Consider the following 26,208-nt stretch of genomic DNA (forward strand, 5'->3'; position numbering starts at 1 on the left):
ATCCATCAGAAGGCATTCTCGCCGCGCAGCATGGCGATGGGCGTCTGCGCGACGATGTAAAGGTCGAGCAGCAACGACCAGTTCTCGATGTAGTAGAGATCGTGCTCAGTGCGCCGCAGGATTTTTTCGCGCGTGTCCGTCTCGCCGCGCCAGCCATTGATCTGCGCCCAGCCGGTAATGCCGGGCTTCACGCGATGGCGCGCGAAATAACCATCCACGACATCGCCGTAAAGCTCGTCGCCCGCCTTGGCGAGGATCGCATGGGGGCGCGGCCCGACGATCGACATGTCGCCCTTCAGCGCGGTGATGAACTGGGGCAATTCGTCGAGGCTCGACCGCCGCAGGAAGCGCCCCACCCTCGTCACCCGGTCGTCATCGGCAGTGACCAGACGAGCCGCATTGGCGTCCGTCTGCTCATGCCTCAGCGTGCGGAACTTGTAGACCTCGATCAGCTCGTTGTTGAAGCCATAGCGCCGCTGCTTGAAGAAGACCGGCCCCCTGCTGTCGAGCTTGATCGCCGCGGCGATGATCGCGAACAGCGGCGAAAGAAGCGCGAGGAATATCGCCGCAAGAACGCGATCCTCGATCATCTTCAGCACATAATCCCAATCCGACAGCGGCTTGTCGTAGAGATTGAAGAACGGGACATTGCCCACATAGGAATAGGTCGTCGACGTCATGCGCAGCGGCATGTCGAGCGCCGACAGCCGAATGTCGACGGGAAGCACCCAGAGCTTGCGCATCATTTCGAGCACCCGGCGCTCCGCCGAAATGGGAAGCGCCATGATGAGGAGATCGATGCGGTTCGAGCGGGCGAAGCGCACCAGCTCATCCACCGTGCCGAGCATCGGATAGCCCGCCACCTCCTTCGACACCCGATCGTCGCGCCGGTCGTCGAAGACGCCGCAAATCTTGATGTCAGGCTCGGCCGATGCGCGCAGCGCCTCGATCAGGCGCCGACCATGTTCTCCGCCACCGACGACGACGACGCGGCGCTCCAGACGGCCGGCGCGCATCCAGTGCCGTATCAGACCGGTCATTGCGCCACGCATGGCCAGCATGGCGCCGAGGCTCGTGAGGAACCAGCCAACGAACCAGACACGCGATACCTGATCGCTGACCTTCAGCAGGAAGCCGGTCACGAGCAACGCGGCGGCAACCCCCGTCCATGCCGCAACGAGCCGCCCGCCTTGCCGCAGCGGTCGCTGAAGGACGGGAATGCGATAAAGGCCTGCGAGCTGGAAGCTCACAAGCGCCATCAAGGCGCCAGCGAAGACGATCGGAAAATAGATGAACTTCAATTCCGGCGAGGTCGGTCCCAGATAGGCCTGAAACATGCCCACGCCCGCGAGCGCGATGAGCGCTGCATCGGCAATGCGCACGGAACCCGAAATCACCGACGGCGAAATCATCGGACTGATCGGCGTGCGTCTCTCCTCGCCGAGGCTGGAGGGCTCGCGCACCTGCCCCTCGCGCCATCCGCGACCGTAGCGGCCAGGGCCGGGCCCGGTCATGGCGGTATCGGTAGGCGCGGCCTTGATGCCGGGGGAAGTGCCTTCGCCATTCATGAAGAAATGCCTTCCGGAAATCCGGCGATGCGAACCCTCTCCTTCGCGCCACGGTGAGGCTTTGACGCCTGCTCGCGCGCCGCCCGATAGAAGCCCGACACGCCTTCAATCATGCGCGCGACGGAGAACTCGGCACACACGCGCTCCCGCAGGCGCATGGCGAACGCAGTCATGTCGTCAGGATCATCAAGCGCATGTGCGAGCGCGGCGGAAAGAGCCGTAGCGTCGGCGGGCTCGACGAGCCGCACGGAATCCGCGCCGAATATCTCGGGGATGCCGCCCACCCGCGTCGCGATCAGCGGCAAGCCGGCGGCCGCGGCCTCCAGCGCAACGTAAGGCAGGGATTCATGATGCGACGGCAGCACGACCACACGCCCCGATGCAAAGGCTTCTCGTGCAGGCAGCGGCCCCATGAACTCAATTCGCACATTGGCAGGAGCCTGCCCTGCCATGCGCTCAAATGCTTCGCGCTCCGCGCCCGAGCCGACGATGCGCAGATGTGCGCTTCGCCCGAGCAGATGCAAGGCCTCGATCAGCGTTCCGACACCCTTCAACGCGCGCAGTTCGCCGATAAAGACGAAATCCGCCGCATCCGCACGCGGCGTGACCGGCACGCAGTCGCTCCCGGAGATGCCGTTATGCACAACGGCAGCGGGCGCCAGCGGCTCGCCGACGAGCCTTCCGAACGTCCGCAGCCCAAATTCGGATTCGAAGATGAACCCGTCCGTGCGAAGGCGCATAAGCCGTTCCGCCATGAAGAAGAGCCTGCCCTTCATACTCTGCGGATCGAAATGCAGCGCGCCGCCATGCGGCGTATAAATGCGCAGGCCGCCGGCGCGGCGCGAAAGCAACCGCGCATAGGCGCCGCCTTTCGCGCCATGCCCATGGACTATATCCGCGCCGAGCGAGCGCACCAGCCGCCGCAGCCGCAGGAGGTTTGCAACATCGCCAAGCCCCGGCATCCGGTCCATCGGAACGACATGGATACCCAGTTCGCAAACGGCTTCCGCATCACGCAGCCTGCCGATGGACACGGGATCGGACGGTGCTTCGCCCATGACCATACCGACCTTGTATCCACCTTCATGCTGTCCGCGAGCGAGGTCGCAGACATGCCGAAGGACGCCACCGAGCGGCGCGCGCAGGAAATGCACGACACGCAGGCTTTCCGTTGTCCTCGATGCCTCGGCGCCGGACATCAGAAATAGCGCTCCTCGACCAGGATCGTGTCGCCGGGCCTTACGGGAGCGCCGGTGTCGACATCCATCTCGACGAACTTGTCGCCGCGCTTTCGCGTGATGTGGACCGTGCTCTGATAGGCGCGATAGGAAAAGCCGCCCGCGATGGCGACGGCGCTCTGCACCGTCATGCCGTTCACATAGGGGTACTGGCCGGCCTTCTGCACCTCACCCAGAATGAAGAAGGGTCGGAATTCCATCACCTGCACGCTGACATTGGGATTGCGCAGCAAGGTCTTGCCGAGCGACGCAGCGATGGCCGCCTGCAATTCATTGGTTGTCAGGCCACGGGCCGCGACCGGAGGAATGAGCGGAATGGCGATATTGCCGCCGCCGTCGACCGAGAAGTCGCCGCTCAGATCGGCCTGACCGAATACGGTGACGCGCAGCTTGTCACCGCTGTCCAGCAAATACGGCTCGCTTGCCTCGTCGACAGGCCGCTCCACGACCGCACCCGGTCCGGCACAGCCCGCAAGAGCCGCGACACCGAGCCAGAGCACCAGCAAATGATGAGGCGCCAGGAAATGAAAGTCGCGGCGAGCCATGGCCCTGCGATCCCTAAAATTGTCTGCTTTGTTCGAACCTATGCCCCAGTGGTTAATTTTTCGGAATTGACAAGGCGTCAGTTCGCGCGCGGCGGCAATGAATGCGCGGATTTGCACATGTTTTGAACGGATTGGATCTCATCCATTAAGGCTTCCGTTACCAAACGGCGGTCTACTGTCCGCTTACGAATGGTGCCGGACGCGGTGCCACACAGGCAGAGTGCCCAGCAGGCATAGCGCATGAGCAACAATCCCGGCATGCCGGTCCTCAGCTTCGGCGACAGGCGCCGCTCGACGCCCGACGCCCAGGCCGCCGGCGATGTCTCGCCGTGGGATCTGCTGCGCGGAATCTGGGCGCGCAAGGAACTTGTCGGCCTTTGCTTTGGCGCCTTCATGGCGCTGGCGGTCTTCTGGCTGACCACGGTGACGCCGACCTATACCGTTGAGGCCCGCATCCTGCTCTCACCGCGCACGGGCGAAATCTCGAGCTTCGATACGCAAAATCAGCCCGCGCCGCCGGATGCCGAAACGCTTCAAAGCGAAATCCAGCTGCTCACCTCGCGCCCCTTGCTGACGCGTCTCGTCGCCGATCTGCATCTCGACCGCGACCCGGAATTCAACCCCTCGCTGCGGGACGGCGCGAAGGCACAGATCCTTTCGCTTGTAGGTGTGCGCGGCAGCGCGCCCGACGAGGCGGAGATTGCCGACAATCTGCTCGGCCAGCTCAACGTCTTTCAGAAGGGCGCGTCGCGCGTCATCGCGATCGACTTCACATCGACCAGCGCCGACACTGCGGCGCGTGTCGCAAACCGCCTTGCCGAACTCTACATCGCACAGCAAATCGAACAGAAGGTCGCCGTCAATCGCGAAGCGACCAAATGGCTCAGTCAGCAGATCGAACAGCTGCGGCAGAAGGTGCAGACCTCCGAAGCCGCCGTTGAGACATTCCGCAGCGAGTCAGGTCTTTTCCTGACCAACGGCTCGACCGTTCCGCAGCAGCAGCTTACCGATATCAACTCGCAGCTCACACTGGCGCAGGCTGCCCGCGCCGAGGCGGAAGCAAAGCTACAGAACGCGCGAGGACTCATTGCATCCGGCAATTCGGTCAATTCGTCTGCCGCCGTTCTGCAATCACCCCTGATCCAGAACCTGCGCCAGCAGGAAGTCGCACTTCGCGCCCAGATCGCGCAAATGTCTGAAACGCTTCTGCCCTCGCATCCGAAGATGATGGAGGCGCAGGCGAACCTCACCGACCTCGATCGCCAGATCGAGAAGGAAGTGAACAAAATCGTCCAGGGGCTTGAAAACGAAGCACGAGTGGCCGCCGCGCGTGTCGCCTCGCTTCGCTCGAGCCTCATTCAGCTTCAGGCGCATATGGGCACGCTCAATCAGGACGAAGTTCAGCTTCGGGCCCTTGAGCGCGATGCGGCCACCAACCGTTCTCTGCTCGAGTCCTTTCTGAAGCGCTACGAAGAAGCCAATGCCCGCGCCGAGGCGGATGCCAGCGCCGCCAATGCGCGCATCGTCTCGCGCGCGCAGGAACCCTCGTCGCCGACCTTCCCGAAGACCGGCGCCGTGCTGACACTCGCCACCGTTGCCGGGCTTCTGCTCTCGCTCATTATCAGCTTTCTCATGGAAGCATTCTCAAGCGGCTTCCGGACCGCCGAGCAGGTCGAGCGCGCCACAGGCATGCCGTTTCTCGGCCTTATTCCGGAGCTTGAAGCGGGGCCACGCGCCAACCCCGCCGGCGACGTGATGCGCGAGCCTCTCGGGCTCTATGCGGAGTCGATTCGCGGTCTTCAGGGCAGCGTACTGACCGCCCGCATCGGCGATCGCCGCGCCAAGACCTTGCTGATCGTTTCCGCGCATATGGACGAAGGCAAGACGTCGACCGCCGCGAGCCTCGCCCGCGTGCTTGCCATGGGCGGCTATCGCACCATTCTTATCGATGCTGACATGCGCGCGCCCTCCGTGCACCTCGCGCTCGGCATGCCGCCTCAGGCGGGGCTTGCGGAACTTCTCACCGGACAGGCAAGTTTCGCGCAGGTCATCCGGCAGGATTATGGCAGCTACGCTCATGTCGTTCAGGCCGGCGGCGCCTTGCCCAATCCGACTGCGGCGCTCGGCTCCGCACAGATGGCCTGGGTGTTGAAGGCGCTGGAGCAGACCTATGATTACGTCATCATCGACTCGCCCGCCGCCATGGCCGCCGGCGACGCGCAGGTTCTGGCGAAGATGACCGACATCACAATCCTCGTCGTGCGTTGGGCCTCGACGAGCCGCCGCGTCGTCGCGCGTGTGCTGAAGATGCTCTCGGCAGCCAGCGGCCGCCGCGTCGGCGTACTGCTGACACGCGTCAACCTGCGCCGCTATCGCCGCTATTCCGATACCGTCATCGAGGAATATCCGGCGCGTCCGGCGAGAGCGGCCTAGCTCGCGGCGGCCGCCCGCCCGAAGAACAGCGCGACGGCCTTGCGGCGGTCGCCGGCGAACTTCTTCACGGCATCGTAGAGCGGCCGCGCAATGTCATAGGCGGCAACCTTGATTGCATCGAGCGCCTTGTTCTCTCCGGCGGGACGCTGCGGGAAGCCCAGCTTGCGCAGCCCGGCATTCACATAGGATAGCTTCACGAGCTTCTCGGATGTGTCGGTGTGCCACGTAATCGAGAACGACACGGAGACCTCCGGACCGTTCTGTACCCAATGCGGATCGAACAACGGAACGAAGATGCTGTCGCCGGGCTCAAGGTGCTGAAGTGTGGCGTCTGCCTCGAAGTCTTCACGATATGGAAGATTGCGGTGCTTGCCCGGATACATCTCCAGATCTTCCTCCGAGACGAAGCGCCGGTCCTTGTGATTGAAGAGGCTCATCCGCTTCGAGCCGCGGATCTGAAGCAGGAAGTTGTATTCCGGGTCCATATGGAACGGCGTTACATTGTTCGGCGAGGTCACGAAGATGAAGGCCTGCCGCCGCCGCGCGCCCCCCATGACGCCGCCGGTCTGCTCCGCCACCTGATCGAGGCAGGCATCGAGCAGCGCCTTGTATTCCGGGTCCTGCTCGGCATTCTTGATGACCATCCAGGATTGGCATTCCTCGATGCGGCGCACCGTTTCCTCAGCGCTCAGCCCGTTCGCGGGCGTCAGCCTAGGGTCCTGATCGGGCGCGACCGGTCCGTTGAATTCGGTGCTTTCCGCAGGAAGCGATGCCGCGAGCCGCGCGAGCCTGTCCAGATCGAACAATGGATGCCCTGCAAGCTGATGCTTCAGCCGAAATGTTCGCGTTAGCATTTCCTTGCCGACGGTGCCCGGCAGAACCTCAATGAGCCTCTTCATGCTCGACCTCCTTGCGGATGCGGTAGTAAACAGCGCGGGCCTTCGCCCAGACGAGATCGGCCAGACGCGATGCGCGGGCCGTATAGGCGACCAGCAAGGCGCCACGGCCGGAAGTCGCGACATTCATCTCGCGAATGCCGCGCCGCTCGGCCCAGATATGATCGATCATCGGATGGTTGGGGATCGCGCATGAATCGACCCATGCGACGTGCGGATCGTTCTGGAAAGCGCCGATCACCTTCATCATAAGGAGCGCGCCGGGCGAATATTTCGCGAAAGCCTCGTCATGGGCGATCTTGAAACTGTAGGCCCCACCGCCGGAGAGAAAGCTCGCGAGCATGGCGACCGGCCGTCCATCGAGCCGGATTTCGGCGCAATGCAGCTTCCCGCCTGTGTGCCAGCTTCCGGCGAAGTCCTCGAAAAAGGCACGCTCTTCCGGCCGCTCCGCCAATGCCGTTCCGCGCTTGCCTTTCCAGCCCGCGCGTTCGAGGCGCAGGAACTCGTCGAGCCAGCCAGTGAAATCCGCGCCGCCGCCATGCGTGGAAAATTCAAGCTCGCCCAACTCGGCAAGACGGTTCCAGAGACGATTGTATTCCTTGCGCTTTTTCTTGCGCATATGCGCGGCCAGATAGGCCTCGCCGTCGAGATCGGACTGAAGGAAGGCGCGCTCGTGCCGCGCGGTCTCGACATTCGGCAGATTTTGCTCCGCGATGAGCGCCGCAAGCGCAGTGTCGAAGGCGCCACCCGTTTCAAAAAGCGGAAAACGGATGAGCGGCGCGCCACAGCGCGCCGCATGGGCGAAGAAAGCTCCGACCGCCGCCCGCTCCTGCCCGGCACGCAGAAGCGGCGTGGCGAGAAAGCTGTGTATATGGGTCCAGATGCTCCAGACCGCAATCGGCAGACCGAGATAGAAGCGCCGCGCCCGATAGGGAAACGCGCCGATCAACACGCGCTTTTCGTCGATCCCGGCTTCACCCCAGACAAGTGCGACATGGACCGCATTGGCCGGCGCAAGATGCCTCATGGCCGCCTGTAGCGCCGCCCCCTCAAACAGAGGGTTGCTATCCGTCGCGGACCTTGCCATCTCCTCGAGCGCGCCGAGATAGGGCGACAGCGCATCGGCGCTTTCGACGACCGTGATATCGCTCTCCGTGCGAGCCGCCTTTGCCGTGGGCACCGCTTTCAGGCGCAGCCGGACGAAATGACCGTCGACATGTTTGACATTGCTCATGCCGGTGTTCCCGAGGCGCAAAAAACGAAGGCATTGATGCCGAGGCGGCGGCGGACGATCAGGAAGAGGCATAGGCTGGCGCTGGCAAGCGCCGTTGCCGTCGCAAAGGCCGCGCCCATGAGCCCGAAATGCGGAACGAGAACGAGGTTCAGCGCGATATTGAGCGCCGCCGCACCGCCATAGACGATCGAGGTGATGTTCTGATGCCCGGTCATGTTGAGCAGATATTCGATCGGCCCCGTCGATGCGCGCGCAATGAAGCCAAGCATCAGAACGGCAAGCAGCGGAAAGCCCGCCGCGAAATCCTGACCGAAAAGACCTAGCGCGAAGCGGCCGCCGAGAAGGATGAGCGCGGCCGCTGCCAGCGTCGGCCAGAATATCCATTGGATGATGTTGTGAACGAGAATCTGAAGCGCGCGCCTGTCGCCCGACGCATGCAGCTCCGAGAACTTGGGCACCGCGCGGGCGGCCACCGCGAAATAGATGAAGACGATCAGGTTCACGATCCGCGTTGCCGCGAAATAGACGCCGACTTCCTCCGGGCTCACGAAATAGCCGAGGAGAACGATGTCGGTGTTGAGCAGCAGGAGATAAAGCCCTTCGGAAAGCACCATCGGCAATGACGCGCCAACCCAGTATTTCGTGTGATGGAACGGCTCGGCCTTCGGGATCGTCCGCGCGATGCGGCGTGACAGAAGCAGCCGCTGGCCGGCAAGCGTCAGCAGTGTGGCGCCGAGCGCCCCGGCGACGGCTTCGACGCCGGTCAGATTCCCGGCAAACAGGTACACAATTCCACCCGCGACCACGATACCGAGCGGCCGGATGATGTAGGTCGGCAGATAGGCGAGCCCGACCCAGCCGAATGCGCGCGCGGTGCCCTCCAGAGTGTCGCCAAGCGCGAAGCCCGGCACACAGAGCATGGCGAGCATGAGCGGCAGGACGTAATAAGGCTCAAGCGCGTCGCGCAGCGCGAAGATGGCGACGAGGCCTACCACCATGACGGCAATGCCTAGACGGAAGACCACGCGCCAAGATGCGTCGAGAATGCCCGCAAGCCTTCGCCATTTTCCGTTGACGCGGTAGTCCGGCACAAAGCGCAGGGTCGAGGTGCCGAAGCCCATGGGAGTGAGAATGCCGAGGATGATGACCCAGACCCAGACATAGGCGTAGATTCCATATTCGAAGGCCCCCATCCAGCGCGCCAGCAATACCTGGCTCAGAAGCGCAATGGCGGCGCCAGCGACCCGGATCGCCATGACGAGCCCGGCACCCCGCATCACGTCGGCAAGATGACCGTCGGCGAGCTTGCCCGCGATGGTCTCGCCAAGTCGTCTGAACGGTTGCGGAAGCGCGGAAGCGTCCATCGAGAGCATTATCCTTCGATCAGCATCAGGCCCACACGATGCCCGGGCGCGGCAAAACGCCCGCCCTCGGGCAAAGGCGGGTGAATGCGTTGCAGAGTATCGGCGTCTGCTTGATGAAGCGTTTAACGCTGCGGTTCGTGCGACCATCCGTCCGGGCAGAATCGGTTCTCATCGTCTGGGTCACAGGGGGCCTTGCCTTGCCAATGGATCAAGTCGGGACGGTTCGCTGTCCCGGGGACTCGTCTGCGCCGGATTGCATCAATCATTTCTCAATTCCGGACGCGCATTCTCGCCCTGACCTCGCGGCTGCAAACGCCGTGCAAAAGGCGTTTACCGAGACGAGCCAGACCATGAACGCCCCTTTCCAGCGCCCTCACCTCGCTTCGCCCGGCTCCTGGGCGAAGACGGCGCTGCTCGCCCTGCATGCCAGCCGGATTCACAGCCTCGCACCGAGGGCCCTCGCGGGCGCTGGGGCAATCCTGATGCTGCATCGGGTTCGAAGGGCGGACGACACCGGATTCGCGCCCAATCAGGCGCTTGAGGTCACCCCGGACTTTCTCGACGCCACGATCCGGCACCTCGCGGCGCGCGGCTATGATTTCGTGAATCTCGACGAGGCCGTGCGGCGCCTCAGCGAAAAGGACTTCACCCGCCCCTTCATCGTCTTCACGCTGGACGACGGCTATCGCGACAACCTCACGGATGCGGCGCCGGTCTTTCGCAGGCAAAATATTCCGTTCACTGTATATCTCTCAACCGGCCTGCCGGATGGAACGGCGGAACTCTGGTGGGTAGCGCTTGAGCGCGTCATCGCGACCGCAGGGGAACTCCGCGTGCGCTTTGCGGAGGAAGAGCAGAGCTTCGCCTGCGGCACCACGGCAGAGAAGAACGCCGCATGGTCCGCTATTTACTGGCGGCTCCGTGCCGGACCCGAGGACGCCATGCGGGCGGAGATTGCGCGCCTTGCCGGGGAACAGGGGATCGACGTCGCCGCCATGACCCGCGAACTCGCGCTGAGCTGGGACGAGGTACGCGAACTCGCCGCCGATCCGCTGGCGAGCGTCGAAGCTCATACCGCCGATCATTTCGCGCTGGCAAAGCTCGACGGCGCTTGTGCCCGCGAACAGATTGCCCGCGGCCTTGCCCGACATGAAGCGGAGCTGGGCCGCCGTCCGCGCCATTTCTCCTATCCTTATGGAGATCCGGGTTCGGCGAACGAACGGGATTTCGCATTGGCGGCGGAATTCGGCTTCGCCTCCGCCACTACCACGCGCAAGGGCCTCATCCATGCCCGCCATGCGGACCGCTTGATGGCCCTTCCCCGCGTCTCGCTCAATGGGAACTATCAGGACGTTCGCATCGTCGAAGTGCTGCTCGGCGGTTTGCCCTTTGCGCTGGCGCGGCTCTTCGCGGGCGCTTCGGTCGATTGAGGCGCGTATCAGGGCCTCCGCCTGCGGCCCCACCAAACCTCGGTGCGCCGGCGGACCCGCCTGACCCGATGCGAATCGACGGAAAGGACGACCACCCCCAGGGGAATCATCCAGAAGCCAAGGATGGGCAAAAAGCCGAGAACGCCGCCGCCGATCAGCACCACGCCTGTGACCTTCCGCATCCGGGGCGAGCCCGGAACGCCGACTTTCCTGCCGCCAAATCGTACGAAAGCCATTATTCCAGCGCCTCGGACCCGGGTTTTGCCCGCCAAACTCAGAAGATGTGCATAGATCGGGTTTCAGGCAAGATTTGGGCTGGCAAGGGTCAAACGACTTTGCTATAGGACCGCACGTCTTGCTTTTGAGCTCGCGAGATATTCCCCGGTAGCTCAGTGGTAGAGCAACCGGCTGTTAACCGGTTGGTCGCTGGTTCGAATCCGGCCCGGGGAGCCAGTTTTGTAAGGGCCTGGTCGCTGAATGCGACCGGGCCCTTCGCATTTCAGCCAACCCCTCTTCAGATGAAGAAGGCCGGAAACGACGTCTCGAAGGCGCGCGCGGCGGAAAGCACCTTCGCGTCCGCTCCCCGGGCGCCGATGATCTGGAGGCCGATGGGCAGGCCGCCAGCCGTCCGGCCGCAGGGCACGACGCAAGCCGGCTGCTGGCTGAGGTTGATCGGGAAGCTGAACCCCGCCCATTCGGTCCAGCGGCGCAAACCGCTCTCCGGCGGCAGTTCCTCGCCAGCCGCGAAGGCGGGGATCGCGGTGCCCGGCGAAACCACGAAGTCGTAATCGGTGAGCAGCTCATCCATGGCGGCGCCGAACTGGGCGCGCTTCACCTGTGCGGCGACAAGCTCCGGCGCGCTGTAGGCGGCGCCGGCGGCAGCAACCTCGAGAAATCCCTTGTCGATCATGCCGCGCCGTTCGGCTGGCACGGCGGACAGACGGTTCGCCGCGCCGCTGAACCAGTGCCGGCTGAATATTTCGGGAAGATCGTCTCCCGGCAGGTCGATCGGTTCGATCCGCGCGCCGAGACCTTCGAGCGATTTGACCGCAGCATCAACAGCGGCGGCGACTTCAGGATCGACCTTGCCGCAGGGCGGCTTTGTCCAATAGCCGATCCGTGCGCCTGAAAGAACCTTGTCCACGAGAGCGAGCGGCGCGAGTTCGCCGGCCCCTTGCGCCCAATCCCGCAGATCGCGGCCGGACATGGCCTGCAACATCAGGAAGGTGTCCTCCGCGCGCCGCGCCATCGGGCCGATATGCGCGACCGTTCCGAAGGCACTCGCCGGATAGGCTGCGACGCGACCAAAGGTCGGCTTGTGCCCGGTGATGCCGGTGAAGCTCGCAGGGATACGGATCGACCCACCGCCATCGGTGCCAAGATGGAGAACGCCTGCGCCCGTGGCCGCCGCCACCGCCGCGCCGCCCGATGAACCGCCCGGCGTCTTGTCGGCATTCCACGGATTTCTCGTCACGCCGCTGAAGGCGCTGTCCGTAACAGCCTTCCAGCCGAACTCGGGCGTCGCCGTGAGACCGAGAAAGACCGCGCCAGCGCGACGAAGGAATTGCACCGAAGGCGCGTCTGCGACGCATGGCGACGCATCGGTCGTCAGGCTCCCATAACGCACCGACCATCCTTCGATCCAGACAATATCCTTGAGCGTGGTCGGAACGCCGTCGATGGCCGACAGGGGCTTTCCCGCCCGCCACCGCTTTTCCGACTCCTGTGCCGACGCAATCGCGCCCTCGCGATCGATGAAGGTGAAGGCATTGAACCGCGGATTGATTTCCTCCGCGCGATCGAGCGCGGCGGCGGCCACCTCAACCGGCGACAGGCTTCCCTTCGCATAGGCCTCGGTGAGGGCGACAGCGCCCAGACGGCACAGCTCGCTTGCGCCGGAAAGCGGTGAAAAGTCAGATGTCATACTGGATACTCTCGGGGCGGGTTGTAACGCGCAAAGAGTAGGGTTTTCACGGCAGCGCACAAGTGCGCCGCATGGCACCGACCAAATTTCACGACACTGGCGGGCGGTCCTTCGCTTCCTTCAATGCCGCCTCGACCAGGCTGCGCCCGATCCAGACCATCACCTCGTCCACACGCCCGGGCTGAAGCTGCCCGACGTCGCGCAGCCACACCCAGACATCGAAACCGATGATCGCTGCGAGCGCGGAAGCAAGACGGTCGTAGAGTTCGTCTGGAAGTTCCGACCTGAGTGGCGACAGCACTTCGCCAACCCAGTCGATCCGGCGCTGCCCACGCGGACGGTCGGGCTGTTCCTCGCCGCCGGGCACCCGGTCGAGCGTGGAGCGCACGATCACCCTCAGTTCATTTTCATAGACTGGCGCCAGGCGGTTCAGCGCCCTGATCAATGCTTCAAGCCGGTCAGCGGGCGCCGCATGCTCCCGGGGGGCGGCAACGATCTCCGCGAATTCGGGCCGGAGAGACTCGAGCGCGGCGTCGGCCAGCATGTGGTCCTGCGAGGCAAAATATCGATAGGCCGTTCTTTTGGATATGCCGACCGCCTCAGCCGCCTCCTCGACGGTCGGGCGCTTGCCCTGCTGCATCAGGACCTGGGCCGATTGCAGCAGCAATGCCCGCGTCCGCGCCTTTTGCGCGGTTCGCCCCTCGCTTACCTCTTGCCTTCTCATATTTGTGTCACTACCGTGTCATTACGCTACCATAGTAGCATAAGGCTGGCACATCAGCCGGTCAAACCCGATCACCATGGAAGCTCGAAGGAAAAGCCGATGCTTCATCACATCTCCATTCCCGCGCGCGATCCGGCCCATGTCGCAACCGTCCTTGCCGAGGTGCTCGGCGGGCGCGCATTTCCCTTTCTCGGCCCCCTGCCCGGCGCCTGTTCGGCGGTCGCCGGCGACGAACACGGCACGCTGATCGAGGTCTATCCGCAGCACATGGCAATCGATCCCGATGTGAAGGAAGGTGGATCGCCCTTTCTCGCGCTCGATGTCCCCGCCGAAGAGATCGCCGCAAGACCGCTCGCCTTCCATGCGCTGCTCTCGGTGCCTCTGAGCCGCGGCGAGATCGAGGCCATCGGCGCGCGCGAAGGCTGGAAGACGCTCTATCTTGGCCGTGGCGCGCCGGGCCGGACGCCATTCTTCCACGTCATCGAGTTCTGGGTGGAAAATCACGTCATGCTCGAGCTCGCGACGCAGGAAATGCTCGCTCCCTATCTGGCAACGATGGACATGGCCGCCCTTCAGCAGCGCTTCCCGAAGGGAATCGAGCGGTAAGTCAAATTGTTCCGCCAGCGGATGAATGAGATCGCACAAGGCTGTCCGGCCGGTAGGCATCACCTATGCTCGGCGACCACCGCCAGAAATGCCTTGCCATAACGCGCAAGTTTCGAGCCGCCGATGCCCTGAATCTCGCCCAACTCGTCCATGGTCGCGGGCTTGCGGCGCACCATCTCGCGCAGCGTCGTATCGTGGAAGATCACATAGGGCGGCACGCCCTGCTCGCGGGCAAGGCGCATGCGTTCGGAACGCAGCGCCATGTAGAGCGCATCCTCTTCCGGCGTGGAGGAGACTTCCTGCTCCGCCGCCTTTGACGAGCGCCGTTTTCCCGTTGAAACGAGGTCGCGGCGGAATTGAACCGGCTGCTCGCCCTTCAGCACCGGCCGCGCCGTCTCCTCCAGCTTCAACGCTCCAAAGGCCGCATGATCGGCGGCGATGAAGCCGCGCGCCGCCAGCTGGCGCAGCACCGATTGCCAGCTCTTCTGGTCGAGGTCCTTGCCGACGCCAAAGGTCGGCAAGGTGTCATGCGCAAAGCGTGTGACCTTCTCCGTGTTGTTTCCACGCAAGACGTCGATGATGTGACCGGCCCCGAAGCGTTGACCGGTTCGATAGATCGCAGACAGAGCCTTTCGCGCCGCCTCCGTGCCGTCCCACATTTCCGACGGCGTGAGGCAGGCGTCGCAATTGCCGCAAGCATCGCCATGCGCCTCGCCGAAATGGGCGAGCAAGGCCTGCCGCCTGCACGTCGCGGTTTCACAGACATGAAGCAGCGCGTCGAGCTTCGCGCGCTCGACCTGCTTCACCTCTTCGGGGGCTTCGCCCTCGTCGATCATCCGGCGGCGCAGCGTCACATCGCCGAGCCCGTAAGCCATCCAGGCGTCAGACGGCAAACCGTCGCGCCCTGCCCGCCCCGTCTCCTGATAATAGGCCTCGATGCTCGACGGCAGATCGAGATGCGCGACGAAGCGCACATCCGGCTTGTCGATCCCCATGCCGAAGGCGATGGTCGCGACGAGCACGGGCCCTTCGTCCTTCAGAAACGCATCCTGATTCCGGTCGCGAACCGCGCGGTCGAGGCCCGCATGATATGGCAGCGCGCGAATGCCCTGCGCGGTCAGCCATTCCGCCGTCTCCTCGACCTTCTTGCGGCTCAGGCAATAGACGATGCCGCTCTCATTGCGATGGATGGCGAGGAAGGAAAGAAGCTGGCTCCTGGCATTGTCCTTGCGGACGATGGTGTAGCGAATATTCGGCCGGTCGAAGCTTGCGGAAAAGACGCGCGCGTCGTCGAGCTTCAGGCGGTGGATGAGGTCGTCCCGCGTCTGCGGATCGGCGGTCGCCGTCAGCGCCACGCGCGGCACACGGGGGAAGCGTTCCTTCAGCAGAGCGAGCTGCAGATATTCCGGCCGGAAGTCATGCCCCCACTGGCTGATGCAATGAGCCTCGTCGATGGCAAATAGCCCGATCCGGACGCGCGACAGAAACCCCATGAACCCGTCGCTGACGAGCCGTTCCGGCGTCACATAGAGAAGGTCGATCTCGCCCGCCACCAGAGCATTGCGAATGTCTCGCGCCTCGTCCGGCGTCAGCGCCGAGTTGAGCGCCGCCGCGCGCACACCGGACTGCCGCAGCGCCTCCACCTGATCGCGCATCAGCGCGATGAGCGGCGAAACGACGATGCCCGTGCCTTCGCGGCAAAGCGCCGGAATCTGATAGCAGAGCGATTTGCCCGCGCCCGTGGGCAGAAGCACCACCGCGTCGCCGCCTTCAACGATGTGGTGGATGATCTCCGCCTGCTGGCCCCGAAACGAGGGAAGGCCGAAAACCTCCTTCAGCACCCTTTCGGGGTGAGGCAGGGGCTCGCTCTTCATTTCGTGGGATTCAGGCATCAGGCGACTCAGTGAGCGCGTGGGACCGCGCCGCGGGAAGGTAACACCTCGCGCCCTTAAATGAACCCCGACGGCTGAACCGCCCCCTTTGAGCCTTCGTATTGGATGATGACGCCGCGATTCCAGCCGTTATAGTCATGGGCGTTGACGAAGGAGGGCATCCATATGAGCCAAGTTCCCGTTGACGTGCGTACCGATATCGGCACCGCCAATGTGACCGACGTTACCGCTGCCAATCTCCGGCACATTGCCGGGCTGCCGCGCCTCGCGCGGATCGCCTTTCGCATGCTCCTCCACCTCCAGCGCGGCTCGCTCACCGTAGTGCTGCCGGACGGGCGACGCCTGCGCTTTGCCGGCCGCGAGCTTGGCAAGGACGCCGTGATGGAGATCCGGGACTTCGGCCTTGCCCGGCGCTTCTTCGCCGCGGGCGATCTCGGCGCAGCCGAAGCCTTTCTCGACGGCATGTGGGACAGTCCGAACATCGCGAGCTTTCTGGAACTCTTCGCCTGCAATCGCGATGCGCTGCGTGAGAGGCTCTACGGCCTCGCCTTGATGCGGCTGGGCGCGAGGGCATATCATCTCTTCCGGCGCAATTCGAAGAGCGGCTCCAAACGCAACATCGAGTTTCACTACGATCTCGGCAATGCCTTCTATCGCCGTTGGCTCGACCGAACGATGACCTATTCCTCCGCCCGTTTCACGCATCCGGGACAGGATCTTTCCGAGGCGCAAACCGCCAAATACCGCTCGCTCGCCGAACGCATCGACCTCAGGCCCGAACATCACCTGCTCGAGATCGGTTCGGGCTGGGGCGGCTTCGCGGAGTTCGCGGCAAGCGAGATCGGTTGCCACGTGACCGGCATCACCATCAGCAAGGAACAACTCGCCTTCGCGCGCGAACGCATCGCGGCGAAGGGTCTCTCCGACAAAGTCGACATCCGCTATCAGGACTACCGCGACGTTGCGGAGAAATATGACCGCATTGCCTCCATCGAGATGTTCGAGGCGGTCGGCGAGGAATATTGGCCCGCTTATTTTGCGAAGGTCCGCGACTGTCTGAAGCCGGGCGGCATTGCCGGGCTTCAGATCATCACCATCGAGGACGGCATCTTCGCGAGCTACCGCAAGGGCGCCGACTTCATCCAGCGCTACATCTTTCCGGGTGGCATGCTGCCCTCGCCCACGGCGCTCAAGGAGCAGGTCGCGAAGGCGGGTCTTACCTGGGTCGGCAATCTCGATTTCGGCCTCGACTATGCGGAGACGCTGAAGCAATGGCGCCAACGCTTCCGCGCGGCCTGGCCGGAAATCCAGCCGCTCGGATTCGACGAACGCTTCCGCCGCATGTGGGAATATTACCTCGCCTATTGCGAAGCGGGTTTCCGTGCCGGGCAGATCGACGTCACGCAGGTGACGCTGGCGAAGCCGTGAGGACAGAATCCTTTTCGTCATGCCGGACCTGATCCGGGGCGACGGTGTTGCGTTGGCTTTGGTCTATTCCGTCCGGCTGCTACACTGGAGGCCCGCCTCACGGAGTCCCTCATGGAAGACCGCCTCATCCCGACGCCGCGCACGCTCGACGACGTTGAAATCCGCTCGCGCGAAACGATCGGCCAGGGCTGGGGAAAGCTCGAACGCTTCACCTTCCGCCATCGCCGCTTCGACGGTACATGGTCCGATGTCATGACGCGCGACATGTACACCATCGCCGAAGTCGCGATGGTGATCCCCTACGATCCGGCGCTCGACGCGGTGGTGCTGATCGAGCAGTTCCGCACCTGCGGCCTCGTCTGGAACGAAGCGACGTGGCTCTTCGAGGCCGTGGCCGGTATCGTCGATCCGGGCGAAACGCCGCCGCAGGTCGCGAAGCGCGAGGCGCTGGAGGAAGCCGATTGCGCCATCGGGGAGCCAGTGCTCATCGGCAAACTCTTTTCATCGCCCGGCGGCTATGGCGAGCGCACCTATGTCTATGCCGCCAAGGCCGATCTTTCGGGCATCGGCGGTGTCCACGGGCTCGCCCATGAGCATGAGGATATCCGCGCGGTCGTCGTGCCGCTGGCCGAGGCGCTGCGCGCCACCGAGGACGGGCGCATCCGCGATGCAAAGACCTTCCTCATGATCCAGTGGCTTGCCACCAACCGGGGCAAATTCACATGAAACTGCGAGGTGTTACCCCCGCGCCTTGAACCAGCCTTCCACGCTCCGTATATTCCCCGGAGAGGAACCATCCTGAAAAAAATCTCACCGAGAAAACTGTAAAAATGGACATCAGAAACGGCCTTGTGGACTCCATCGGCAATACGCCCCTGATCCGGCTGAAGGCCGCTTCCGAGGCGACCGGCTGCGAAATTCTCGGCAAGGCGGAGTTCCTCAATCCGGGTCAGTCGGTGAAGGACCGCGCCGCCCTTTTCATCATCAAGGACGCGGTCGCCAAAGGCACGCTGAAACCCGGCGGCACCATTGTCGAAGGCACGGCGGGCAACACCGGCATCGGGCTCGCGCTGGTCGGCAATGCGCTCGGCTTCAAGAGCGTCATCGTCATTCCCGACACGCAGTCGCAGGAAAAGAAGGACATGCTCCGCCTCTGCGGCGCCGAGCTGATCGAGGTTCCGGCCGTTCCCTACAAGGATCCGAACAACTACGTGAAATATTCCGGCCGTTTGGCCGAAGAGCTCGCGGCGAAGTCTCCGAACGGCGCCATCTGGGCCAACCAGTTCGACAATGTCGCAAACCGGCAGGCGCATATCGAAACCACGGGCCCTGAGATCTGGGCGCAGACCGATGGCAAGGTCGACGGCTTCACTTGCGCCGTCGGCACGGGCGGCACGCTGGCCGGCATCGCCATTGCGCTCAAGGCGCGCAACAAGAACGTCACCATCGCGCTTTCCGATCCGATGGGCGCCGCGCTCTATCACTACTACAAGCATGGCGAGCTGAAGGCCGAAGGCAGCTCCATCACCGAAGGCATCGGTCAGGGCCGCATCACGGCGAACCTCGAAGATGCGCCCATCGACGACGCCTTCCAGATCCCCGACGAGGAAGCACTGCCCTTCGTCTTTGATCTGCTGAAGCATGAAGGCCTTTGCCTCGGCGGCTCCAGCGGCATCAATGTCGCGGGCGCGGTCCGTCTCGCGCGGCAGATGGGCCCCGGACATACGATCGTCACTATTCTCTGCGACTACGGAACGCGCTATCAGAGCAAGCTGTTCAATCCGGCTTTCCTGAAGGAAAAGAACCTCCCGGCGCCGGACTGGCTTTAGTCTCGCTATAACTGTCATCCCGGCCTCGTGCCGGGATCCAGGAGCAACAAGCACTGAGCAAGCCGCCCCTGGACCCCGGCATAAATCCGGGGTGACATGAAAAATGAAATGAGTTCTGAGATATGCCGCAGAGCGTAGACTACCCGCTTGTCACCACCGAATGGCTTGCTGCGCATCTCGATGCGCCGGACGTGCGCATCGTGGACGGCTCCTGGTATCTGCCGCAGGCACAGCGCAATCCCCGCGCGGAATATGAGCAGAAGCACATTCCCGGCGCAGTCTTCTTCGACATCGACGAGATCGCCGACACCGACAGCCCCTATCCCCACATGCTGCCGAGCCCGGAGAAATTCTCCTCGCGTGTTCGCGCTCTCGGCCTTGGCGACGGCGTCCGCATCGTCGTCTATGACGGCGCGGGGCTTTTCAGTGCGCCGCGCGTCTGGTGGATGTTCCGCGTCATGGGGCACCGCGATGTGGTGGTGCTCGATGGCGGCTTGAAGAAATGGAAGGCCGAAGGCCGCCCGCTCGACGATGCCCGGCCGCACCACAGCGCCCGGCATTTCACCGCGCGGCGCGACGTGCCGCTCGTGCGCGACCGCGAGGCCATGCTCCACAATCTCGATACCTGCGCCGAGCAGGTCGTCGACGCACGCTCCGGCCGCCGCTTCCGTGCGGAGGAGCCGGAGCCCCGCCCCGGCCTCAAGGGCGGCCATATTCCCGGCAGTCTCAACCTGCCCTCGGGCAATCTCGTCAACGCCGACGGCACGCTGAAATCGCGCGAGGAACTCGTGCGCCTCTTCGACGACGCGGGCGTCGACCTGTCGCGTCCGGTCATCACCACCTGCGGCTCAGGCGTCAGCGCCTGCATTCTGGCGCTCGGGCTCGCCGTGCTGGGGCATAATCGCGTCTCGGTCTATGATGGTTCATGGTCGGAATGGGGCGCGGTGAGGGGCCTGCCGATCGAAGCCTGAAAGGCGATATGAGCGATGGGCAAGACGCACAAGGCGATCGTTACCCACCTCGAAATGAAGGCGCCGCCGCGCCTCGCGCCCGCCCCGCGCCCGCTCGGCAAATACGCCCTGCTCCGCGCCGAGAGGCCGCCGGTGCATTTCTACCGCTATCTCTACGATACAGTCGGGCGGCCCTATGTCTGGGTCAGCCGCCGCAACATCCCGGACGAGGCGCTCACCGAAATCATCCACCACGACGCGGTGGAAATTTACGTGCTCTATGTCAACGGCGCACCCGTCGGCTATTTCGAACTCGACTTCCGCGACCTTCCGCAAGCGGAGCTTTCGTTTCTGGGAATCGTGCCGGAATATATCGAACAGGGATTGGGACGGTTCCTGCTAGGCGAAGCGATCTCGCTCGCCTGGCTGAAAAACCCCGAACGCCTCATCGTCCAGACCTGCACACTGGACCATCCGGCAGCACTGTCGCTCTATCAGCGGATGGGGTTTTCGCCATACGGGCAGTCAGAGGTTGAGGTCGAGGAGTAGACTTCAAGAAAGACGGAGTCATAGAAGGCCGCGCTAGGTTTGCCGGGCGAAATGGATAAACACCCATCCAAGTCCGTCATGCGCGGGCTTGACCCGCGTATCCACGCCTTCTCTACTTCTACAAGTCATCCCCTCAAAATCTGGGCCAGAAACGCCTTCGTCCGTTCGCTCTTGGGCGCCGAGAAAAACTCCGCAGGCGGCGCTTCTTCCACGATCTCGCCCTGATCCATGAAGACGACGCGGTCGGCTACTTCGCGGGCGAAGCCCATTTCGTGGGTGACGCAGATCATGGTCATGCCGTCATTGGCGAGGCCCACCATGACGTCGAGGACTTCCTTGATCATCTCCGGGTCGAGCGCCGAGGTTGGCTCGTCGAAGAGCATGATCTTCGGGTTCATGCAGAGAGCGCGCGCGATGGCGACGCGCTGCTGCTGGCCGCCGGAAAGCTGGCCCGGATATTTTCGCGCCTGCTCGGGAATGCGGACGCGCTCAAGGAAGCGCATGGCCGTCGCCTCCGCCTCCACCTGCGGCTGCTTGCGGACCCACATGGGCGCGAGCGTGCAGTTCTCGAGCACCGTCATATGCGGAAAGAGATTGAACTGCTGGAACACCATGCCGACTTCGCGGCGCACTTCGTCGATGCGTTTCAGGTCTTCTGTGAGTTCGATGCCTTCGACCGCGATGCGGCCCTTGTCATGCGCTTCGAGCCGGTTGATGCAGCGGATCAGCGTCGACTTGCCGGAGCCGGACGGGCCCGCGATGACGATGCGCTCGCCTTCTGCCACGGACAGGCTCACATCCTTCAGCACGTGGAAATCGCCATACCACTTGTCGACATGCGCGATCTCGATGATGGGTGATTTTGTCATGACCCTTTACCTCACCCTGCCCTTGTTGAGCCGGCGCTCCATGAAGGCGGAATAGCGCGACATGCCGAAGCAGAAAACCCAGTAGACGAACGCCGCGAACACATAGCCGGTCGCAGCCCCCTGCGGCGTCGACCAGTTCATATCGCTGAGCTGCACACGCACCTGACCCAGAAAATCGAAAAGCCCGACGATCAGCACCAGCGTCGTATCCTTGAAGAGGCCGATGAAGGTGTTGACGATCCCGGGAATGACATGGCGCAGTGCCTGCGGCAGCACGACAAGGCCCATGGTCTGCCAATAGCTGAGGCCGAGCGCGCGCGCCGCCTCCACCTGGCCGCGCGGCACGGCCTGCAATCCGCCGCGCACGACTTCCGCCATATAGGCCGACGAGAAGAGCGCCACGCCGACAAGGCAGCGCAACAGATTGTCGAGATGAAGCCCGCGCGGCAGGAAGATCGGCAGCATCACGCTCGCCATGAACAGCACCGTGATGAGCGGCACGCCGCGCCAGAATTCGATGAAGATGGTGGAGAGCGTACGGATGACCGGCATTTCCGAACGCCGCCCGAGCGCGAGCAGGATGCCGAGCGGAAATGACGCCACGATGCCGGTGATGGCCACAATCAGCGTAACAAGAAGCCCGCCCCAGAGATCCGTATCGACGCCGATCAATCCCGGCCTGTCGCCGGAGATCAGCACGATCGCGATCATCGGCCATGCGACCACCAGATAGCCGAGATTCCAGAGCTTCGCGGGCACGCGCGGAATGAGCATCGGCACGAGGCCCGCAAGACCGAGCAGGAAGGCCATATCGACGCGCCAGCGCAAGTCCGCCGGATAGCGGCCATAGATGAACTGGTCGAGATTGGCGAAGATGAAGGGCCAGCAGGCGCCCTTGTCCGGCCCGAGGCAGGCGGTGCGATCCCCTCCATGCCAGACCGCGCTGATGAAGGCCCAATCGATGAAGGGCGGCAGCGCGCGCCAGAGGACATAGAGCACAAGAAGCGTGAGCCCCGTGTTCCACCAGTTGGAGAAGAGGTTACGCCGCAGCCATTTCATCGCCCCTGCCATGTCAGCGCTCCACGATGGCGACGCGCGCGTTGTAGAGATTCATGGCGAGCGATGTGGCGAGGCTGATGACGAGATAGACGCCCATTGTGATGGCGATGACCTCGATCGCCTGCCCAGTCTGGTTGAGCACCGTGCCCGCAAAGACCGAGACGAGATCGGGATAGCCGATGGCGACCGCGAGCGATGAGTTCTTCGTCAGGTTCAGAATCTGGCTCGTCAGCGGCGGGATGATCACGCGCAGGGCTTGTGGAATGACGACGAGGCGAAGCGTCTGCCAGTTGGAAAGACCGAGCGCATGGGCCGCTTCCGTCTGGCCGCGTCCGACCGATTGAATGCCCGCGCGCACGATTTCCGCGATGAAGGCCGCCGTGTAGAGCGCAAGGCCGAGCAGCAGCGCCAGAAACTCCGGCAGAAGACGCCAGCCGCCCGTGAAATCGAACTTGCCCATTGCCGCATGCTCGATCGTGAAGGGCGCGCCGCCGATCAGCCAGACGAGCCCCGGAAGTGCAATGATGCTAACGATGTTAACAATGCCCGCCGGAAAGCGCTCGCCCGTCGCCATGCGCCGCGCCTTCGCATATCGCGCAACGAGGAATGAGGCGACGATGGCCAGGAACAGCACAGCGAGGAAGCTCACGCTCGTTCCCGTCAAACCGACGCCCGGCATGACGACGCCGCGATTGCTGAGAAAGACGCCCGGCAGCAGCGTCAGGCTCTCCCGTGGGCCCGGCAGCGGCTGGAGGATGGCGAAGTACCAGAAGAAGAGCTGCAGCAGCAGCGGGATGTTCCGCAGAGTCTCGACATAGACCGCCGCGAGCTTCGCGACGAGCCAGTTCGACGACAGGCGCGCAATCCCCACCGCAAAGCCGAGCGCGACCGCAAGCATGGTGCCCAGAGCGGCCACGAGCAGCGTATTGCACAGGCCGACGAGGAAGGCGCGGCCATAGCTCGCCTCTTCCGAATAGGGAATGAGCGCCTGCACGATGCCGAAGCCGGCGGTGCTGTCGAGGAATCCGAAGCCCGTGGCGATGTGCTGCCGCGCAAGGTTCGCATGCGCTGTCGCCGCGAAATACCACAGCATGAAAATGACCGCGGCGAGAGCCGCAATCTGCCAGACAAGCGCACGCAGATGAGGGTCGTTCCACGACCATCTCATCACCCGTTTAGCCGCCGCCTGTTTCCCCCCGGCCACGCGCGCGCCCTCAGCGGATCGGCGGCGCGAACATCAGTCCGCCGTTCCGCCACAGCGCATTGAGCCCGCGCGGGATGCCGAGCGGCGTCTTGACGCCCACATTGCGCTCGAACATTTCGCCATAATTGCCGACGGCGCCGATCGCATCGACAGCCCAGCTTTTTGAAAGGCCAAGCGCCTGTCCGAAATCGCCCTCAGCGCCCAGCATGCGCCGCACCTCGGGGCTCGGGCTCGCCTTCATCTGGTCGACGTTGATGGAGGTTACGCCCAGTTCCTCGGCGTCGATGAGCGCGAAAAGCGTCCAGCGCACAATGTCTTCCCATTGCGGATCGCCCTGCCGCACCAATGGCCCGAGCGGCTCCTTGGAGATGACTTCGGGCAGGACGAGATGGTCATCCGGGTTCTTCAGGATCAGTCTTTGAGCGTGGAGGCCGGAGGCGTCGGTCGTGTAGGCATCGCAGCGGCCATTGTCATAGGCGCTCAGCGCCTCCTCGTTCTTCTCGAAGGGAAGAACCTTGTAGGTCATGTTCTGGCTGCGGAAATAGTCCGCGAGATTGAGCTCCGTGGTCGTGCCGGTCTGCGTGCAGATGGTGGCGCCGTTGAGCTGCGCGGCGCTGGTGATGTGCGAGGCCTTCTTCACCAGAAAGCCCTGCCCATCGTAATAAATCACACCCGCGAAATTGAAGCCGAGCGACGTATCGCGCGACATGGTCCAGGTGGTGTTGCGCGAAAGCACGTCCACCTCGCCGGACTGGAGCGCCGTAAAGCGGTCCTTGGCGTTGAGCGGGCGGTATTTCACCTTGCTGTCGTCGCCAAAAACCGCCGCGGCCACCGCCTTGCAGAAATCGACGTCGATGCCGGTCCAGACACCCTTGTCGTCGGGATTCGAAAAACCCGGCAGCCCCGTGCTGACGCCGCACTGGAGATAGCCTCGTTCGCGAACCGTGGCGAGCGTCGCGCCGAGCGGTTGCGCGGCCGGCGCCGGCCGCCCCGCCTTCGCGGCGGGCTGCCCCTGCGCGGGCTTAACCGCCGTGGTGCCCGGCCCCGGCAGGAAGAAATAGAGCAGACCCGCCCCCACCAGCAGCCCGAAGACGAACGGGAAGATGCGAGACAGGAGGCTGGGTCTTCTGGCCATGGGTCGGTACTTTTCTCTCCGCTCCCTTTGCCAGGGGGCGTTGCTAGGATGCTATGCTTCGCGAAACGGGGTATTCCCCTTCGAGGGCACAGACTAGCGGCATCGCGCCACGGTGCAATGCCTGAACATGTGCCGGACCTTCGATGACTTGCCAGTGAGCCGAGATGAAGCCCAAGCAGGATACGCTGATCGTCACCGCCGGACGCCACCCGGACGCGCATTTCGGAGCGGTCAACCCGCCCGTCTACCACGCATCGACGATTCTCTTCCCGACCGTCGAGGCCATGAAGACGCGCAACCAGCCCTATACCTATGGACGGCGAGGCACGCCTACGCTCGCGGCGCTGGAAGAGGCCATCGCCGCCATCGAGGGCGGCGCCAGAACGGTGCTGACGCCTTCGGGCCTCTCGGCGGTGTCCACCGCGCTGCTGGCTTTTCTCAAGGCCGGCGACCATCTACTGATGACCGATAATGTCTATGGTCCCTCGCGTCATTTCTGCGACACCATCCTGAAGCGCAATGGCATAGAGGTCGAATATTACGATCCCGAAATCGGCGCGGGCATCGCGAAGCACATGAAGCCCAACACGCGGGTCATCTTTGCGGAGTCGCCGGGTTCGATCACCTTCGAGGTGCAGGACATTCCCGCGCTGGCCAAGGCCGCGCATGCGGGCGACGCGAAGCTCATCGTCGACAACACCTGGGCCTCGCCGCTCTATTTCAAGCCCTTCGAGCACGGCGCCGATGTCTCGGTGCAGGCAATCACCAAATATCTCTGCGGCCACTCCGACGTGATGATGGGTGCCATCACCGCCACGGAGGAAGCGGGAAAGACCGTGCTCGCCACGCATGGCTCGCTCGGAATGACGGTGGCGCCCGACGACGTCTACCTCGTGCTGCGCGGCATGCGCACGCTGTCCGTCCGCCTCGAACGCCACATGAAGACCGGCATTGAGCTGGCCCGCTGGTTTGCCGACCGGCCCGAAGTTTCGCGCGTTCTTCACCCTGCGCTGCCGACCGATCCGGGCCACGAGCTGTGGAAGCGCGACTTCACCGGCGCGAGCGGCCTTTTCAGCATCGTGCTGAAGCCCTGCCCGGACGCCGCCATTTCCGCCATGCTGGATCACCTCGAATATTTCGGCATGGGCTGGTCGTGGGGCGGCTATGAAAGCCTCATCGTGCCGCAAGACCTTCACGGCATCCGCTCGTCGACGCCTGCTGCATTCGAGGGGCCAATCGTCCGCATCCATGCAGGGCTCGAAGATCCGCGCGATCTCATTGCCGATCTCGAGGCAGGCTTTGCGCGCTTCAACGCGGCCCTTGGCTGAACC

At 63.6% G+C, this 26,208-nt stretch carries 23 protein-coding genes and 1 tRNA gene; 10 read left to right on the top strand and 14 right to left on the bottom strand.

What is annotated here, in order from left to right; translation table 11 throughout:
- Positions 1-5: 5 nt before the first annotated feature.
- The 3 genes from ABFC66_RS11090 to ABFC66_RS11100 are packed head-to-tail and all read right to left on the bottom strand — an operon-like array spanning position 6 to position 3,351.
- Positions 6-1,568, bottom strand: coding sequence for an undecaprenyl-phosphate glucose phosphotransferase (locus ABFC66_RS11090; protein ID WP_346741024.1), 1,563 nt, complete (start codon positions 1,566-1,568; stop codon positions 6-8).
- Complete coding sequence (locus tag ABFC66_RS11095) at positions 1,565-2,767, bottom strand: glycosyltransferase family 4 protein (RefSeq protein WP_346741025.1); 1,203 nt, start codon at positions 2,765-2,767, stop codon at positions 1,565-1,567. Before ABFC66_RS11095 ends, ABFC66_RS11090 begins: the two co-directional genes overlap by 4 nt.
- Positions 2,767-3,351: a polysaccharide biosynthesis/export family protein gene (locus ABFC66_RS11100; RefSeq protein WP_346741026.1), complete on the bottom strand. Its 585-nt coding sequence runs from the start codon at positions 3,349-3,351 to the stop codon at positions 2,767-2,769. The genes ABFC66_RS11095 and ABFC66_RS11100 overlap by 1 nt, the downstream gene beginning before the upstream one ends.
- 240 nt (positions 3,352-3,591) lie before the next feature.
- Between ABFC66_RS11100 and ABFC66_RS11105 the strand changes: the two genes are divergently transcribed.
- Positions 3,592-5,784, top strand: coding sequence for a polysaccharide biosynthesis tyrosine autokinase (locus ABFC66_RS11105; RefSeq protein WP_346741027.1), 2,193 nt, complete (start codon positions 3,592-3,594; stop codon positions 5,782-5,784).
- Here ABFC66_RS11105 and ABFC66_RS11110 read toward each other — a convergent pair.
- The 3 genes from ABFC66_RS11110 to ABFC66_RS11120 are packed head-to-tail and all read right to left on the bottom strand — an operon-like array spanning position 5,781 to position 9,278.
- Positions 5,781-6,683, bottom strand: a complete 903-nt coding sequence (locus ABFC66_RS11110; RefSeq protein ID WP_346741028.1) for a cupin-like domain-containing protein — start codon at positions 6,681-6,683, stop codon at positions 5,781-5,783. The two genes, ABFC66_RS11105 and ABFC66_RS11110, sit on opposite strands and share 4 nt — an antisense overlap.
- On the bottom strand, positions 6,667-7,914 hold the full coding sequence (locus ABFC66_RS11115; RefSeq protein WP_346741029.1) for a GNAT family N-acetyltransferase: 1,248 nt from the start codon (positions 7,912-7,914) through the stop codon (positions 6,667-6,669). Before ABFC66_RS11115 ends, ABFC66_RS11110 begins: the two co-directional genes overlap by 17 nt.
- Positions 7,911-9,278, bottom strand: a complete 1,368-nt coding sequence (locus ABFC66_RS11120) for an oligosaccharide flippase family protein (protein ID WP_346741030.1) — start codon at positions 9,276-9,278, stop codon at positions 7,911-7,913. The genes ABFC66_RS11115 and ABFC66_RS11120 overlap by 4 nt, the downstream gene beginning before the upstream one ends.
- Before the next feature lie 350 nt (positions 9,279-9,628).
- Here ABFC66_RS11120 and ABFC66_RS11125 point away from each other — a divergent pair, with 350 nt between their 5' ends.
- The gene (locus ABFC66_RS11125) at positions 9,629-10,708 is read left to right on the top strand and encodes a polysaccharide deacetylase family protein (protein WP_346741031.1); all 1,080 of its coding nucleotides are present in this window, start codon (positions 9,629-9,631) and stop codon (positions 10,706-10,708) included.
- A gap of 8 nt (positions 10,709-10,716) precedes the next feature.
- Here the strand turns inward: ABFC66_RS11125 and ABFC66_RS11130 are convergent, their stop codons facing one another.
- Positions 10,717-10,944 (bottom strand): hypothetical protein, encoded by a 228-nt coding sequence (locus tag ABFC66_RS11130; RefSeq protein ID WP_346741032.1) that lies wholly within the window; start codon positions 10,942-10,944, stop codon positions 10,717-10,719.
- A gap of 142 nt (positions 10,945-11,086) precedes the next feature.
- On the opposite strand from ABFC66_RS11130, the gene ABFC66_RS11135 reads away from it, so the two are divergent.
- Positions 11,087-11,161: transfer RNA gene (locus tag ABFC66_RS11135), tRNA-Asn, on the top strand.
- A 61-nt stretch (positions 11,162-11,222) separates the two neighbouring features.
- Here the strand turns inward: ABFC66_RS11135 and ABFC66_RS11140 are convergent.
- Complete coding sequence (locus ABFC66_RS11140) at positions 11,223-12,632, bottom strand: amidase (RefSeq protein WP_346741033.1); 1,410 nt, start codon at positions 12,630-12,632, stop codon at positions 11,223-11,225.
- 88 nt (positions 12,633-12,720) lie between these two features.
- Positions 12,721-13,356 (bottom strand): TetR/AcrR family transcriptional regulator, encoded by a 636-nt coding sequence (locus ABFC66_RS11145; RefSeq protein WP_346741034.1) that lies wholly within the window; start codon positions 13,354-13,356, stop codon positions 12,721-12,723.
- Between the two features lie 99 nt (positions 13,357-13,455).
- On the opposite strand from ABFC66_RS11145, the gene ABFC66_RS11150 reads away from it, so the two are divergent.
- Positions 13,456-13,962 carry a hypothetical protein gene (locus ABFC66_RS11150; RefSeq protein WP_346741035.1) on the top strand — a complete coding sequence of 169 codons (507 nt, stop codon included), beginning with the start codon at positions 13,456-13,458 and terminating at the stop codon, positions 13,960-13,962.
- A 59-nt stretch (positions 13,963-14,021) separates the two neighbouring features.
- Here the strand turns inward: ABFC66_RS11150 and recQ are convergent, their stop codons facing one another.
- The gene (gene recQ, locus ABFC66_RS11155) at positions 14,022-15,854 is read right to left on the bottom strand and encodes a DNA helicase RecQ (RefSeq protein ID WP_346741036.1); all 1,833 of its coding nucleotides are present in this window, start codon (positions 15,852-15,854) and stop codon (positions 14,022-14,024) included.
- A gap of 165 nt (positions 15,855-16,019) precedes the next feature.
- Between recQ and ABFC66_RS11160 the strand changes: the two genes are divergently transcribed.
- The 5 genes from ABFC66_RS11160 (at position 16,020) to ABFC66_RS11180 (ending at position 20,610) form a co-directional block, all read left to right on the top strand.
- Positions 16,020-17,282 (top strand): cyclopropane-fatty-acyl-phospholipid synthase family protein, encoded by a 1,263-nt coding sequence (locus ABFC66_RS11160; RefSeq protein WP_346741037.1) that lies wholly within the window; start codon positions 16,020-16,022, stop codon positions 17,280-17,282.
- A gap of 111 nt (positions 17,283-17,393) precedes the next feature.
- The gene (locus ABFC66_RS11165; protein WP_346741038.1) at positions 17,394-18,008 is read left to right on the top strand and encodes an NUDIX domain-containing protein; all 615 of its coding nucleotides are present in this window, start codon (positions 17,394-17,396) and stop codon (positions 18,006-18,008) included.
- Between the two features lie 104 nt (positions 18,009-18,112).
- The gene (locus ABFC66_RS11170) at positions 18,113-19,111 is read left to right on the top strand and encodes a cysteine synthase A (RefSeq protein WP_346741039.1); all 999 of its coding nucleotides are present in this window, start codon (positions 18,113-18,115) and stop codon (positions 19,109-19,111) included.
- 122 nt (positions 19,112-19,233) lie between these two features.
- Positions 19,234-20,082: a 3-mercaptopyruvate sulfurtransferase gene (gene sseA / locus ABFC66_RS11175; protein ID WP_346741040.1), complete on the top strand. Its 849-nt coding sequence runs from the start codon at positions 19,234-19,236 to the stop codon at positions 20,080-20,082.
- A 15-nt stretch (positions 20,083-20,097) separates the two neighbouring features.
- Positions 20,098-20,610: a GNAT family N-acetyltransferase gene (locus ABFC66_RS11180; protein WP_346741041.1), complete on the top strand. Its 513-nt coding sequence runs from the start codon at positions 20,098-20,100 to the stop codon at positions 20,608-20,610.
- A 125-nt stretch (positions 20,611-20,735) separates the two neighbouring features.
- Here ABFC66_RS11180 and ABFC66_RS11185 read toward each other — a convergent pair whose 3' ends face one another.
- The 4 genes from ABFC66_RS11185 to ABFC66_RS11200 are packed head-to-tail and all read right to left on the bottom strand — an operon-like array spanning position 20,736 to position 24,877.
- A complete protein-coding gene (locus tag ABFC66_RS11185; RefSeq protein WP_346741042.1) occupies positions 20,736-21,479 on the bottom strand; it encodes an amino acid ABC transporter ATP-binding protein in 744 nt (247 codons plus the stop codon).
- Between the two features lie 6 nt (positions 21,480-21,485).
- Positions 21,486-22,550: an amino acid ABC transporter permease gene (locus ABFC66_RS11190; protein ID WP_346741043.1), complete on the bottom strand. Its 1,065-nt coding sequence runs from the start codon at positions 22,548-22,550 to the stop codon at positions 21,486-21,488.
- 1 nt (position 22,551) lies between these two features.
- A complete protein-coding gene (locus ABFC66_RS11195; protein WP_346741192.1) occupies positions 22,552-23,706 on the bottom strand; it encodes an amino acid ABC transporter permease in 1,155 nt (384 codons plus the stop codon).
- 46 nt (positions 23,707-23,752) lie between these two features.
- Positions 23,753-24,877 (bottom strand): amino acid ABC transporter substrate-binding protein, encoded by a 1,125-nt coding sequence (locus tag ABFC66_RS11200; RefSeq protein WP_346741044.1) that lies wholly within the window; start codon positions 24,875-24,877, stop codon positions 23,753-23,755.
- A gap of 164 nt (positions 24,878-25,041) precedes the next feature.
- Here ABFC66_RS11200 and metC point away from each other — a divergent pair, with 164 nt between their 5' ends.
- The gene (gene metC / locus ABFC66_RS11205) at positions 25,042-26,205 is read left to right on the top strand and encodes a cystathionine beta-lyase (RefSeq protein ID WP_346741045.1); all 1,164 of its coding nucleotides are present in this window, start codon (positions 25,042-25,044) and stop codon (positions 26,203-26,205) included.
- Positions 26,206-26,208 lie beyond the last annotated feature (3 nt).

The organism is Parvibaculum sp. (genome assembly GCF_039680535.1).
In the GTDB taxonomy this organism is placed as follows: Bacteria; Pseudomonadota; Alphaproteobacteria; order Parvibaculales; family Parvibaculaceae; genus Parvibaculum.